We start from the raw sequence: 14,737 nt of genomic DNA, 5'->3' as shown, positions 1-14,737 counted from the left end.
CTGGCATTGACAGACAATCCGGCTCGGTCACTGTAAAAGCTCTGCAACAAAAATCAAGTAGAACTCTGTCTGCGACCGGGAATGTCCCCCCGCAGCATATCCCGCGGATGATTTTTTCCAAAAAACCCAACTTCAATATAAAAAACTGCTACGCCTACCCGTCCAACTCGATTTTAATTATTAAAAAATTAATTACACAGGTGTTTTAATCCATATCAAGCAGAACAAAATCAACAAGTTAAGGATAAGTCGGGTTATTTTCTCATTTACCTATAAAAGAAGAGGGATAGCCGCCCCCACCCTCCGTTCCCCGGAAAACGCTCTCGCCATAAAAGCAGATGAAAATACTGCAAAAAATCGTTTTTTCGATATCGGTACCGGAGTGACAAGCGACTTATCGATAAGTTCAAAAATAATCAATAAAATTGTAAAAATCGAACTTAACAACATCTTTACATAAGTTGACGCGGCATTTACGGAATAAAACGCCAAAAATATTCCATCAAGTGCATATTCCCATCTAATTCCCCCTGCAGCCCCCATCCCCGCCGCTCCATTTGACGTCCATCACCAAACCTTGATAAGCCTTACGCACCGCTCCAACGAGGGCGGTAATGGAAGCAAACAATAAACAATCAGGAAGGATACTAGCGATGCTTAGGAAAAGCAGACTCTCTGCTGCCGTAGCGTTTGCCTTGGCGAGCGCGGCAGTTGTGGCCACCCCTGTCCTGGCCGAAGAGGGCCAGAACGTAGAAAAACTGCAAAAAATCAAGGTCACCGGCTCCCGGATCTCCCGGGTCGATGTGGAAGGCTCCACCCCGGTCGTCTCCGTGACCAAGGCGAAAATCGAGCAATCCGGTCAGCAGACCGTCGCCGATTACCTCAAGCAAGCCTCCTACAACTCCTTTGGCGGCGTCTCCCCTGCCTCCGGCAGCTCCTTCCAGTCCCAATCCACCGTCGGCCTGCGCGGCCTGGGTTCCGAGCGTACCCTGGTTCTGCTGAACGGCAAGCGGGTAGCGGGTTCCCCCACCATGGGCGGCACCTCCATCAACCTCAACACCATCCCCATGGCCGCCGTTGAGCGGGTCGAGGTCAACCTGGACGGCGGCTCCGCCATCTACGGTTCCGACGCCATTGGTGGCGTGATCAACGTGGTGCTCAAAGAGGGCTACGAAGGGCTGGACTTCCAGGGCCGCATTGGCTCCCCGAGCGAAGAGGGCGGCGACGAGAAGAGCGGCTCCATCGTGGCAGGGGTGGCCGGCGAGAAGGGCTCCCTGATGGCGGTCTACGAGCACGACAAGAAGGACGTCATCTACAGTCGCGATCGGGACTATCTTGCCAAGCAAGGCAACGACTCCCCCAGCCCCTACGGCCGCAACGTGGAGGGGATCACGGGTCTTGACGCCAACGGCGACCCCATCTGGAAATACGGCCCCCTGGCCGGCGCCACCAATGCCGACGGCTCATGCAAGGAGCCCTTCGTCGGCTTCGAGGGCGGCTGTAACTTCAACTACGGCCAGGTCGCGGCCACCACGGCCTCCCGCAGCCGTGACACCCTGTACGTAAACGGTCGCTACCACATCAACGACAACGTGGACTTCGTGCCGCAGATCATCGGCTCCCGGGTCGAGAGTTTCGGTCGCTTCGCCCCGGCCGCCGGCGCCTTCACCATTGACCCGGCCAACCCGAAGAACGCCCAGTTCTTCACCGACAACGGCCTGGATGCCGCCGCCACCCAGGGTCTGGGTGAGGCTGCCTACGCCTACTACCGCTTCAGCAACGTCGGTCCCCGTGACAACTATGTCACCGACACCACCGGCAGCATGAACCTCGGCTTCGAAGGCACCATCGCCACCGAAAGCGTCGGCGACATGCAGTGGAACGCCGGCTACATGTACTCCAAGACCGACAACAAGGAGAACGGCACCGGTTACGTGCTGAAGTCCGCCGCCCAGCAGGCGATCGCCGACGGCAAGTTCGTCGGTGGTGAGTTCGACCCCCAGAGCACGGCCTCCATGGCCGCCGACACCAGCCGCCGCGCCACCATGGACTTCTACCAGTGGTACGCCGGTGTCCAGTGGGACATGGGTGAACTGCCGGCCGGTCCGGTCAGCTGGTACGCCGGTGCCGAGTACAACGACTGGGTCTATGCCGACAAGTACGACGCCCAGTCCGAAGCAGGCAACATCATCGGCTCCGCAGGCAACTCCTCCGGTGGCGTGCGTGACGTGACTGCCGCCTACATCGAGTCCCTGGTGCCCATCACCGAGCAGATCGAGCTGAACGTGGCCGGTCGCTTCGACAAGTACAGCGACTTCGGCAGCGCCTTCTCCCCCAAGGCGAGCCTGCGTTACCAGCCGCTGGACAACCTGATGCTGCGCACCTCCTGGTCCCGTTCGTTCCGCGCCCCCAGCCTGAGCGATCTCTACTCGGCTGATTCCGAGTCCGCCGACTGGGCGAAGGATTACGTCTACTGCGAGGCCAACGGCATCTCCGCGGCAAACTGCCCGAACCGCCAGTACACCACCACCCGTACCTCCAACGAGGATCTGAAGGAAGAGACCGCGGACACCTGGAACTTCGGGGTGGCCTACAGCCCGGTGGATGACCTGAACCTCTCCCTGGACTACTACACCATCAAGATCGAGGACGTGATCCAGCTGAACTCCCTGCAGTCTCTCATCTATGACGAACTGAACAGCGGCAGCTCCAGCAGCATCACCCGCAACAGCCAGGGCAAGATCGGTAGCGCCATCGCTCCCATGGTCAACCTGGGGACCCTCGAGACCTCCGGCCTCGACCTGAAGGTGGATTACACCTACGACCTGAACTACGCCACCGTGCGTTATGACCTGGGCGGTACCTACATCCTGAAATACAAGGAAGGTCTGTACGCCGGTGGTCCCGTCATCGACAAGATCGGCCAGAACGGTCTGCCCCAGATGCGCTTCAGCTCCGGTGTGGGTATCAACGTTCCCCAATGGTGGAACATGGATACCTACCTGAGCGCGAACTACATCGACTCCCAGAGCCAGGACTACATCGCCGATACCGGTGAGGAAGTGGGCCACATCGCGTCCCAGACCACCTGGAACCTGAACGTCGGTGTGGAAGCGCCCTGGAACGGCAAGATCCAGGTCGGCGTGAAGAACATGTTCAACGTGGGCCCGTCCCTCGAGAGCGATGGCTTCACCTATGACGACGAGCTCTACAGCATCGACGGTCGCATCTACTACCTCGACTACAGCCAGAAGTTCTAATCCACCAGCAAACCACAAGCCGGCCCGTTCGGGCCGGCTTTGCCCAAGGTCCCAAGGAAGTTACGGAGATAGGGTAATCCTATGAAGACAAGGACAATTACAATGAAGAAAGCGCTCCTCGGCAGCCTGATTTCGGCTGCCTTGCTGACCAGCTTCAATCTGAGTGCCGCCACCGCCGGTCAGGCTGTGGACGCTCAAGCCGCCACCGACAATGCATCCAAAGTTTCCCAGCAGAAGATCGACAGCTACGCCGAGTCTGCCGAGTCTGCCCTGGCCCAGTACAAGGCCGCCCTGCGCCAGGTGGACAGCCTGCGCGCCTACAACGAGCAAGTGGGCAAGATGGTCGACTCCCAGAGCGCCGAACTCGCCTCCATGCAAAAGCAGATCGCCCAGATCGACCAGACCAGCACCGAAGTGGTGCCCCTGATGCTCAAGATGATCGACTCCCTCGAGCAGTTCGTCTCCCTGGACCTGCCGTTCCAGAAGGTGGAGCGTGAGGACCGCGTGGCGGCCCTGACCGATCTCATGAACCGGGCCGACGTCACCATCTCCGAGAAGTACCGCAAGATCCTCGAGGCCTACCAGATCGAGGAGGGCTTCAGCCGCACCATCGAAGCCTACAAGGCGAGCCTGGACAAGGATGGGGACGAGAAGACCTACGAGTTCCTGCGCGTCGGCCGCATCGCCCTGCTCTACCAATCCCCGGATGGCAACGAGACCGGCATGTGGAACAAGAAGACCCGCCAGTGGGAAGTACTGCCCCAGGAGTATCGCAGTGCGGTTGAACAAGGCCTTCGCATCGCGAAGAAGCAGGCGCCCCCCGCCCTCATCAAGCTGCCGGTTCAAACTGCGGAGAAAGCATCATGAAAGGAATCAAACTTGCCATCGCCTCGCTGATCGCGGGCGCTACCCTGGTCACCCTGCCGGTGACCGCCGCCGAGAAGCCGGTGGATCTCAACGCCCTGCTCAATCAGGTCAAGGCCGCCAGCACCAGCGAATCCCAGCTCAACAAGGAGCGGGAAGCCCGCTTCCTGGCTGACAAGAACGAACAGGGGGCCCTGCTCGCCAAGGCCAAGGCGGATCTCGCCGCCGAAGTCGCCAGGGGCGAAAAGCTCAAGGCCACCTTCGATGCCAACGACAAGCAGCTCACCGAGCTGACCGAGACCCTGCGCCAGCGCTCCGGCAACATGGGCGAGATGTTTGGCGTGCTGCGCCAGTTCGCCGGCGAGTTCAAGGGGATCTTCAACGCCTCTGCCCGCCGGGTCGAGCATCCGGAGCAGACCGCCCTGCTGACCCGCCTGGCCGAGAGCAAGGAGCTGCCCTCCAGCGATGACCTGACCGCCTTCTGGACCACCACCCTCAGCCGCATGGTCGACGGTGGCAAGGTGAGCCAGATCCCGGCCACCGTGGTCTATGGCGAAGGCAACCAGGCCGAGAAGACCGTCACCCAGATCGGTGAGTTCAACACCGTCTCCGAAGGCAAGTACCTCACCTTCGTGCCGGAGACCGGCAAGTTCGAGCAACTCTCCCGCCAGCCCGAGAACGCGGTGCTGGAACCGGTCGCCAAGTTTGAACATGGTGGCGGCAGCGTCGAACCCATCTTCATCGACCCGTCCCGTGGCGTGATCCTCTCCCTGCTGGTGCAGTCGCCGACCCTCAAGGAGCGCATCGATCAGGGTGGCTCCGTGGGCTACGTGATCCTGGCGCTGGGTGTCATCGGTACCCTGCTGGCCCTGTTCTGCGGTGCCCGTCTTTCCCTCATCGGCGGTGCCATGCGCAAGCAACTGAAATCCGAGCAGATCATCAAGGGCAACCCCATCGGCGAGATGCTGGGTGCCTACCAGGATCACCGGGGTGACAACATCGAGGATCTGGAATCCAAGCTCGACGAGATCATCCTGCGCAACGTGCCCAAGCTGGAGAAGGGCATCAGCCTCATCAAGCTGATCGCCTCCGTCGCCCCGCTGCTGGGCCTGCTGGGTACCGTGGTCGGGATGATTGCCACCTTCCAGGCCATCACCCTGTTCGGTACCGGCGATCCCAAGCTGATGGCGGGCGGTATCTCCGAGGCCCTGGTGACCACCATGCAGGGTCTGGTCGTGGCCGTGCCCATGCTGTTCCTCTACACCATCGTGCAGACCCAGAGCCGCCGTCTGATCCAGGTACTGGAAGAGCAGAGCGCCGGTTTCGTTGCCCGTTATCAGGAACGTCTGCACGCCGCCAAAGCCGCAGCCTAAGGAGTCACCCATGTGGTTCTGGTTGATTGAAGAAGTCGAGTCGGTCCGCCGGTTTCTGGGATTGGGGGGCGACGTGCTGGTCGCCCTGTTCTTCCTGACCCTGATGATGTGGGCCCTGCTGCTGGAGCGCTGGTTCTACTTCATGGCGGTCTATCCCCAGCAGGTGAAGCAGACCAAGACGGCCTGGCTGGCCCGCACCGATCACCTCTCCTGGTCTGCCAGGCAGATCCGCCGCGAGCTGGTCTCCCGGGTCGCCATGGCGGTGGACAAGGGGATGCCGGTCATCAAGGTGCTGATCGCCCTCTGCCCGCTGATGGGGCTGCTTGGGACCGTGGTCGGCATGGTGCAGGTGTTCGATACCCTGGCCATCACCGGCACCGGCTCCCCCAGGGCGATGGCCTCGGGGATCTCCAAGGCGACGGTTCCGACCATGGCGGGCATGATTGCCGCCCTTTCCGGCCTGTTTTTTGTCAACCAGCTCGATCACAAGGCCAAGCTGGCCGTGCAGAAGCTGGAAGATAACCTGAAACACGGCTGATGCAGGATGCACATCCCCGGCCGGGCCATGCCCGCCGGGGCACAGAACAAGCAAGGAGTTTTTTGCCATGAGAAAACGTCACAGCGACAGCGGTGCTGACGAGGCGGCCATCGATTTGACCCCCATGCTGGACATCGTGTTCATCATGCTGATCTTCTTCATCGTCACCACCTCGTTCGTCAAGGAGTCCGGCGTGGAGATCAACCGCCCGAGCGCCAGCACGGCCGAGACGGTGAAGAAGGGGAACATCATGGTCGCGGTCCGCGAGAACGGTCAGGTCTGGGTCGACAAACGGGTCGTCGAAGTGGGTGCCGTGCGCGCCAACATCGAGCGGCTGCGGGCGGAGAACCCGGAGAGCGCCGTGGTGATCCAGGCCGACAGCGAATCCCGTTCCGGTCTGGTGGTGCAGGTCATGGACCAGATCCGCATGGCCGGTGTCCAGAACATCTCCATCGCCGCCGACAAGAGCAGCTGATGCCGGAGCGAATGCCATGAGATACCTGATATCGTTAGCGGTCTCCTGCGTGGTGGTGTTCTTCCTGTTCCTGGGAATGAACAAGCTCATCACGCCGGATCACCGGGAGCTGACGGAGCGGGAGGACGTCACCATGACCGACTTCATCCGCCTCAAGCCTCAGGAGACCTTGCAAGAGAAGCAACGGGAACTGCCCAAGCCGCCGCCCCCGAACCGCCCGCCGCCCCCGCCCGAGATGGAGGTGGCGAGCACGGACAGGCCGAAGATGGACAGCTCCCCCATGGACATGCCCAAACTCGACATCCCGGTCAACATCGGTGGCGGCAACGCCCTGGGTGCCTACAGCACCGGCGGCGGTGGCGGCGGCATGGGCGGCAACAACGGCGCCATCCCGATGGCGACCTTCGAGCCCATGATGCCCCGCAAGGCGGCCCTGGCCGGTCTTGCGTCCGGCAAGGTGCTGGTGGAGTTCACCGTCACCGAGCGCGGTACCGTGAGCAACATCCGCATCGTCAAGGAAGAGCCCCGCAGCTATGACCTCGGCAAGGCGGCGCGCCAGACCATCGCCAAGTGGACCTTCAAGCCGGCCATGGTGGACGGCAAGCCGCAGGCCAGTCGCATGCAGCAAGAGATCGAGTTTGCGACCAACTAAGGAGGGTGGCGATGAAAAAGTTACATACCCTGATCCTCGCCCCGGTGGCCATGGCGGTGCTGCTCAGCACCGCCACCTGGGCCGCCGAACAACCCGCCCTGTCTGACCGCGCCTACCGCGCGGTCAACAAGGCCCAGGCGTTGATCACCGAGAAGAAATACGGCGAGGCCAATGCCAAGCTGCAGGAGGCGCTGTCCGGCGCCGGCGAGCGGGTCTACGACAAGGGGGTCATTTTGCAGACCCTGGGCTTCGTGGCGGCGCAGCAGGAGAAGTACGGTCAGGCGACCAAGTACTTCGCCGACGCCATCGCCACCGGCGGCCTGCCGCCCCCGGTGGCCCAGCAGGTGCGCTACAACCTGGCCCAGCTCTACATGGCGGAGGGGAACTTCAAGGGTTCCATCAACACCATGAAGGAGTGGTTCGCAAACCTCGGCAAGGACGAGAAGCCGACCCCGCACGCCTACATCACCCTGGCCAACGCCCATGTGCAGCTCAAGCAGTACCGGGAAGCCATTCCGGCAGTGGACAACGCGATCAAGCTCTCCGCAGGCAAGGCGCCGGAGTCCTGGTACCTGCTGAAGATGGCGGCCCACTACGAGCTGAAACAGTACAAGCCGGCCACCGAGGTGCTGACTGCCCTGGTGGACCGCTACCCGGAGAAGAAGAAGTACTGGACCCAGCTCTCGGCCATGCACATGCAGGCGGGCAACGATGCCAAGGCCCTGGCGGCACTGGAAGGGGCCTACAACCTCGGCATGCTGACCGAAGCCAACGAGTTGCAGCGGCTCGCCAACTACCTGGCCTTCGCCGGCATTCCCCACCGCGCCGCCCGCGTGATGGAGAAGGCCATGAAGGAGGGGCAGATCGAGAGCACCGCGGCCAACTACAAGACGCTGGCCAACTACTGGCATCAGGCCAAGGAGCTGGACCCGGCCATCGACACCCTGGCCAAGTCCTACAAGCTGGCCCCCAATGCCGAGCTGCAGCTCAAGATGGCGCGCATGATGATCCAGAGCAAGCGCTACCAGGATCTGGTGGCCTTCGCCGCCAAGCCTGCCGCCAACGCCAGCGGCGAGCAGCGGGCGGATCTGAAGTTCCTGACCGGGGTCGCCTATTTTGAGCAGCAAAAGCCCAAGGAGGCGCTCTCCGCCTTCACTCAGGCCGCCCAGAATGGCAACGTCAGTGGTCGTGCTTCCCCCTGGATCAGCTTCTTGAAAGAGCAGCAGGGCGGCGCCGTCACCCAATAAAGCTGCGCGGCCCGGCTGGCGGGGCGGGGATCTCCCCGACTCGGCATCCGGGCCGCGACACATCGACAAGGGGGTCACCCCGCAGATTGCCTTGGTGGCAATTGGCCGCTCTTCGGAGCGGTCTTTTTTATGGCACCGCCCCTGCCCTTTTCCCCCTCCTTCTCCTGATACAAGGCACAAAAAAATCCGGAGCCTGGGCCCCGGATTGGGTCGTTGCGTTGGGAGGGGGCAACCCCTTCAACAGGTCATCAGTAGCTGCACACCAGCTTCCAGCTGCCGTCGCCCACTCTGAGTTCGCTGCTGGTATAGCAGCCTGGACAACTCAGTAGCTGCATATCAGTTTCCAGCTGCCATCGCCCGTCTTGGGCTCGCTGCTGGTCCACCAGTTGGCCTGCCACACCGCCTTGCCGTTGGTCATGCGGTCGTTGCCATTGGCGTGATCCCCGCGCGGCCAGGTCGGATAGGCATTGTAGTCCGCCGGGTTGACGTTCTGGCTGGCACAGGTGGTGCCACCGCTGCCGCCGTCACCACCACCACTGCTGCCCAGCACCGCCTCGGCCAGGGCCGGGAAGTCGGACTTCAGGCCTATGGTCTGGCTGCCGGCAATCAGGCGCATGCCACTCGGCACGCCGGCGGCCGGCAGGTAGTAGGTCATGGCCACTTCCACGTCGGTGCCCGGCGTCCAGGCTTTCCAGGCCGGCAGCGTCAGAGCCACCTTGTGGAAGTCCTTCTCATTGGCGATGCCGTCCGAGTTCTGGTTGCCACCGCTCTCCACCACTTTCAGCCCCATGCCGCTCTGGTCGGTGATGGTGTCTGAGGTGGAGGTGGGGACCAGGAACTCGATGCGGGTGCCACCCGGAATGGTCTGGGTCGACTTGTTGGTGAGCTTGAGGGTCGGGTTGATCGGGTAGTTGGAGTCCCCTTCCTTGAAGCCGGAGAGGCTCACGCCGATGTCGAGCTGGGCGGCCGGAGCCGGCAGATCATTCTGCTTCAGGGCCGCCTTGTCGGCCTTGCTGAACTTCTCGTAGGCAAGGCTGGTGAGGGTGCTGCCCATTCCGTACTCGTTCTTGGCCGCGTCGAACGCATAGTCCCCCGCCATCTCCCAGAACATGACGCCCCCCAGGCCCCGCTTGACGATGTAGTCGAGCTTGTGACCCATGGACTCTTCATCTTCGGTGGAGAGGAACACCTTCTTCTGCTCGTTCCAGAGCCAAGGCGCATGAGCCTTGTCGTCGTAGTAACGCACATACTGGCCTTGCATCACGTGGGCCGGGTTGTTGGGATCCAGACCCCAGGCCTGGCCGTAGCTCGGCAAGGTGGTGATGCCGAGGCTGGCGGCGTGCTCCAGGTTCTTGGCATGCCACATGGGCACGGCGCCACCGCCAATCTCCTTGCCGTTCTTGTCAAGGTCATGCCAGATATTGTCGATGCCCACCGCCCCGTTGCCGCACGGAATGGTGCTGCCACCGGTGCCCGGCTGGCAATCGCTCTGGCTCGGCAGCGCCGCCTTGCCACCCAGACCGTGGGTGCCACCGGTGACCCCCTGCCAGCCACGGGTGTAATAGGGCACCCCTATGTTGATCTTGCCCGCCGCCAGGGCACCACGGAAGTAGTGGGCTGCCCAGGCGGAGTTGAGATAGCCGATGCCGCCAAACTGGGCCTGGGTGTAGACACCCCACTGGGACAACTCGGGATCCGCCTTGTTGTCGAACAGGGCGGCGTTGTGACCGACGAAGTGGTTCCAGGCACCGTGGAAGTCATAGGTCATCAGGTTGACGTAGTCGAGGTACTGGGTGACCTGGAAGTTCTCCATGCCGCGCAGCAGGTAGGCCGAGGCCGGCGAGGCGATGGTCAGCATGTACTTGCGACCGTCCTCGGTGCCGGCGCTGTCGAGCTTGTTGCGCAGGGTCTTCATCAGCACTTCATAGTTCGCAAAGAGCTTGCCGCGACACTGGTTGGAGAGCGGGAAATCGTTGGGGTTGCCCGCATCCTTCATGGAGGTGGGGTACTCGTAGTCGATATCCACCCCATCGAAGCCGTACTGGCGGATGAAGCCCACGGCCGAGTCGGCAAAGGCGTTGATGCCGGCGGTGTTGACCGAGCAGTCGCCCTTGGTGGTGGCGGCGTAGAAGCCGCGGGTATCGGCCCAGCCCCCCACCGAGATCAGGGTCTTCACGTCCGGATACTGCTTCTTGTACTTCGACAGCAGGTTGAAGTGGCCCTGATAGGCAAACTCCGGATCCATCTCGGCGCCCGGCACCCCGTTCCAGGTCAGCTTGGTGGCGGCGTCATCCACCTTGATGGTGTGACTCTGCTCGTCCACCGCCGCGAAGGCGTAGTTGATGTGGGTGATCTTGTCCCAGGGAATGTCGCTCACCAGGTAGGCGGGCAGGCCGTTTTTGCCGGTGCGCCAGGAGGTGAAATACCCGATGACGCGGCGGCCGTGGTCATCCCCCATGCACTCGCTGCCGTCGGCGCGGTAGATCTGGCGCACGTCGCAGGAGAGGTTGCCGCCGGTGGGGGGCAGGGCCGCCTCTTCCACCTGCACGTCCACCTGGGCCGACTCGCCAGAGAGGTTGGTCTTGTCGGTCGCCACCAGCTTGAGGCCGGTCAGCCCCTTGTTCTGGGGCGTCCAGCTCAGCTGCCAGGGGGCGCTGGTGTCCTCGCCCACCTTCTGGCCATTCACGAAGAGCTCGACCTTGGCGACGTCGTCGTTGGCGTCGGTGACATTGCCGCTCACGGTGAGGGCGCGGCCCAGGGTCACCCTGGCGCCGGCGGCCGGGCTTGCGATGCTCACCCTGGGCGCCTCTGGCGCCACCACGGCGGCGACCTTGAAGCTCGAATCCGCCTCGCTCAGCACCTTGCCGTCTTTATCCAGCGCCCGGGCCTTGAGGGCGTGATTGCCCGCACCGGCAGCAGACCAGCTGGCACTCCAGGGAGAAGCCGTGGCGGTGGCGACCAGGGTGCCGTCGATGAGATATTCCACCCGGGCGAGCGCCGTGACCGGGCCGCTCAACGTCACCGCCAGGGCCACACTGGCCCCCTCGCTGACGCTGGCACCCACGGCGGGGGAGCCGATGGCGACGACCAGGGACGGTGGCGGCACCTCGCCACCATACAGCTTCCAGGCATCGGCCCAGACCACACCCACCCCGGGGGCATAGTGATAGGGGGACGCGCCGCACCAACCGGAGTAAGGGAATTCCTTGCATTCATAGAGGGCGCCTGCGTTGCTGACGATGTCGCCAGCCTTGTAGGCGGTGCCGGCCTGATAGGCGGGGTAAGCGGCCTGCGCCCAGGCAGGGACGGCCGCAAGGGCGACCAGCATGGCAAGCCTGCTGGGCCTCAAGATCTGTTGCATATTGTTATCTTCCTTGTTTTGTCTTGGCTTCAATACCGGGAAAAGCGCAATCGCAACAGGGAACAAGGGAGCGACAACAGGCCATGGACGGGCCACAAACCCTCAAGTCACCCTGGGTAACCCCGCTGTCTGGCCCGGATGGGACAGATCGGAGGCTTTGCGTCCCGGCATCACTGCCGGTTTGCCCTTTGCCTGGGTTCCGTGAGGAACGGCTCGAGTATAGGAAGCAAGTGACCACTGCTCAATCTTTATTCTCGAAGGAAAATATGTGAATGCTGGCCGCCTCACACTTTTCGCTCCTACCTGATGACAAATAGATCATCAATATCAAACTGTTAGCCACGTCAAAAAATGGCAAATGGGCTCCTTTGTCTCCTCATAATGTGCGTTGGTTCACTGGTCAGAGCTGCCAGAAATGTGACAATGCGCGCCCTTGGCCACGATGCCAAGGCTATGGAAACACTGGCAAAAATAAAAAAAGGAATACCCATGAAAGGAACACCTACCCTGCTGTCGCTGGCCGTGGGGCTCGCGCTCGCGTCCCCGTCTCTCTACGCCGCCGGCTTCAGTTGCCCGGCCGACAGTGCCCTCACCCCCATCCCCGCCATCCAGGGCAGTGGCGATAAGAGCCCCCTCGTCCCGGACGATCAGTTCGAAAGCACCCAGAGCGTCTCGGTCAAGGCGGTGGTCTCGGGTCTGGGCGAAAGCCTCAACAAGGGCTTCTACCTGCTGGATGTGCAGGGGGACGGCAACCCCGAGACGTCGGACGGCATTTTCGTCTACCTCAACGACAAGAACTTCGCCAGCAAGTACCCGGATATCCAGCCGGGTGCCCTGGTCTGTCTGGAGGCCAAGGTCGAGGAGTATTACGGCCACACCCAGCTCAAGCCCCTGTTTGACGGCAGCACGCCGCGCCTGACGACCCTGGCCCAGGGCGCCGCCCCGGCCGCCACGGCGCTGCGGGTAATGGAGGGGGAAACCCTGGCCCGAGCCCTGGAACGTCACGAAGGGATGCGGGTGCGCCTTGACGCCGACAGCGCCCTCAAGATCAGCCACAACTTCAGCTACGACTATGCCGCCCGGCGCAACAACCTGGTGCTCGCTCACGGCGCCCCGCTGATGAAGCCGACCCAGCTCCATGTAGCGAGCAGCCCCGAGGCCGTGGCGCTGGCCGAGGCCAACGCCAGCAACCGGGTCTTCCTCGAGTCGGACGTCAAGGCGGGGGACGGCAAGCTCCCCTGGCTGCCCGCCTGGGAGCCGGAGCAGGGTTACCTGCGCATCGGCGATGCCCCGGTCAACCTGGAGGCCATGGTCGGCTACAGCTACAACGAGTACCGCCTGATCGTGCCCCGGGATCAGACCATCACCGCGGGGGATCTGCTGCGCACCGGCGACAACGACCGCCAGAGCGCCCCGGCCCGCCTGGATGGCACTGACCTTCGCATCGGCAGCTTCAACGTGCTCAACTACTTCACCAGCCACTCCAGCGTGGGGGGCGCCCTCAACGTGCTCTGCGCGGATCAGGCGGATGCGGACAGCGCCAAGGGCTGCAACCGCGGCGCCAAGAGCCTGGAGGAGTTCCAGTTGCAGCGCGCCAAGATCGTCAACGCCATCACCGAAATGGACGCCGACCTGCTCGGCCTGATGGAGATGGAGAACAACGGCTTTGACGAGCACGCCGCCCTCCACGATCTGGTGGAGAGCCTCAACGCCAGGCAGAAGGAGGCGAGCAAGCACTACGCCTTCGTCACCCTGCCCAAGGCCCTGCTCACGGAGGATCGCTTCTTTGGCGGCGACGCCATCATGGTGGCCATGATCTACCGCCCCGCCCTGCTCACCCCGAGCGGGGATGCCGACGTCATCCCCCTGCCCCAACAGCGCTACACCACGGGCGGCGTCACCAAGAGCGCCGGTCAGCGGGACTCCCTGGTCCAGCGCTTCACCGTGGCGGGCAGCGACGCCCCCCTGACCCTGGTGGTCAACCACCTCAAGTCCAAGGGGTCGGGCTGCTATGAGAACGGGGATGGCAAGACGGAGCCTGCGGATCTGCAGGGCAAGTGCACCGAGTTTCGGGTGAGCGCCGCCAAGGTGCTGGGGGAGGCGGTGAGCAAGATGCCGGGCCAGGTGCTGCTGGTGGGGGACTTCAACTCCTACGCCAAGGAGGATCCCATCCGGGTGCTGACCGACTATGCGCCGGCCGCGGGGGAGCGCCAGATCCGCTCCGCCTCCCACACCTACATCGGCGACAAGCCCTATGAGCAGATGGGCCAGACGGTGGCCAAGGGTTACGGCCTGGTGGATCTGAACGTCAAGTTCAACCAGGAGAAGGCCATCTCCTACAGCTACGAGGCCGAGCTCGGCACCCTGGACTACGCCCTCGCCAACTCGGCGCTGGCTGACAAGGTGGTGGCGGTGGCCGACTGGCACATCAACTCCTTCGAGAGCAACCTGTTCGAATATGGCAGCGCCTACACCGGCGACCTCATCAAGTCGGACAACCCCTTCAGCGCCTCGGACCACGACCCCGTCATCGTCGATCTCAAGCTCAAAGAAGCGAGCAAGGGGGGTGGCGGCGCCATGGGCGCCCTGCTGCTGGCCCTGTTGCCGCTCGCCTGGCGGCGCCGTCGCTAAGACGCGGCATCCTCGATGCCAGGTGCAAAGCCCGCGATGATCGCGGGCTTTTTTTGTGCCATGGCCATTTGAAAAACAAATGCAAAGGGCCACATCATGGGATGAATAAATACCTTGTTGCCCCACTCCGCCCCTTTCCCGGAGGGCTGGCACCCTGTCGATGGGGAAACCCGGTGCTGACACCAGGGGCCGGATAGCGTATCCCGCAGGCTGCCGAACGAGCCAACCGCCACGCGGCAGAGGATGGCATCGCGCAGCCCGCGCCATGGCCATGGCGGCATCGACGCCAATCCCCACCCTCACCCCCGTCAGCGGCGGCCAAGGCCGCTGATGCCC

The 14,737-nt window shown here is 62.7% G+C and carries 9 protein-coding genes and 1 riboswitch; of the genes, 8 read left to right on the top strand and 1 reads right to left on the bottom strand.

Annotation, left to right across the window (positions count from 1 at the left end):
* Positions 1 to 653: 653 nt before the first annotated feature.
* The 7 genes from C2U37_RS12010 to C2U37_RS11980 all read left to right on the top strand — a co-directional run bounded on the left by C2U37_RS12010 (position 654) and on the right by C2U37_RS11980 (position 8,409).
* Positions 654 to 3,260, top strand: coding sequence for a TonB-dependent receptor plug domain-containing protein (locus tag C2U37_RS12010; RefSeq protein ID WP_104452352.1), 2,607 nt, complete (start codon positions 654 to 656; stop codon positions 3,258 to 3,260).
* 102 nt (positions 3,261 to 3,362) lie between these two features.
* Positions 3,363 to 4,127, top strand: a complete 765-nt coding sequence (locus C2U37_RS12005) for a DUF3450 domain-containing protein (protein WP_010675473.1) — start codon at positions 3,363 to 3,365, stop codon at positions 4,125 to 4,127.
* Complete coding sequence (locus C2U37_RS12000; RefSeq protein WP_104452351.1) at positions 4,124 to 5,497, top strand: MotA/TolQ/ExbB proton channel family protein; 1,374 nt, start codon at positions 4,124 to 4,126, stop codon at positions 5,495 to 5,497. The genes C2U37_RS12005 and C2U37_RS12000 overlap by 4 nt, the downstream gene beginning before the upstream one ends.
* 10 nt (positions 5,498 to 5,507) lie before the next feature.
* Positions 5,508 to 6,035, top strand: coding sequence for a MotA/TolQ/ExbB proton channel family protein (locus tag C2U37_RS11995; protein WP_104452350.1), 528 nt, complete (start codon positions 5,508 to 5,510; stop codon positions 6,033 to 6,035).
* A gap of 67 nt (positions 6,036 to 6,102) precedes the next feature.
* Complete coding sequence (locus tag C2U37_RS11990; protein ID WP_104452349.1) at positions 6,103 to 6,510, top strand: ExbD/TolR family protein; 408 nt, start codon at positions 6,103 to 6,105, stop codon at positions 6,508 to 6,510.
* A 16-nt stretch (positions 6,511 to 6,526) separates the two neighbouring features.
* On the top strand, positions 6,527 to 7,162 hold the full coding sequence (locus C2U37_RS11985; RefSeq protein WP_043154309.1) for an energy transducer TonB: 636 nt from the start codon (positions 6,527 to 6,529) through the stop codon (positions 7,160 to 7,162).
* 11 nt (positions 7,163 to 7,173) lie between these two features.
* Positions 7,174 to 8,409: a tetratricopeptide repeat protein gene (locus tag C2U37_RS11980; protein ID WP_042014300.1), complete on the top strand. Its 1,236-nt coding sequence runs from the start codon at positions 7,174 to 7,176 to the stop codon at positions 8,407 to 8,409.
* 322 nt (positions 8,410 to 8,731) lie between these two features.
* On the opposite strand, the gene C2U37_RS11975 is transcribed toward C2U37_RS11980, so the two are convergent.
* Positions 8,732 to 11,770, bottom strand: coding sequence for a glycosyl hydrolase family 18 protein (locus C2U37_RS11975; RefSeq protein WP_406568621.1), 3,039 nt, complete (start codon positions 11,768 to 11,770; stop codon positions 8,732 to 8,734).
* Positions 11,771 to 11,882: 112 nt separating this feature from the next.
* A riboswitch (cyclic di-GMP riboswitch) is annotated at positions 11,883 to 11,966 on the bottom strand.
* 293 nt (positions 11,967 to 12,259) lie between these two features.
* Here C2U37_RS11975 and C2U37_RS11970 point away from each other — a divergent pair.
* Positions 12,260 to 14,401 (top strand): ExeM/NucH family extracellular endonuclease, encoded by a 2,142-nt coding sequence (locus tag C2U37_RS11970; protein ID WP_104452348.1) that lies wholly within the window; start codon positions 12,260 to 12,262, stop codon positions 14,399 to 14,401.
* Positions 14,402 to 14,737 lie beyond the last annotated feature (336 nt).

Source organism: Aeromonas sp. ASNIH1 (assembly GCF_002934285.1).
In the GTDB taxonomy this organism is placed as follows: Bacteria; Pseudomonadota; Gammaproteobacteria; order Enterobacterales; family Aeromonadaceae; genus Aeromonas; species Aeromonas caviae.
This window is presented reverse-complemented; position numbering and strand designations above follow the sequence as displayed.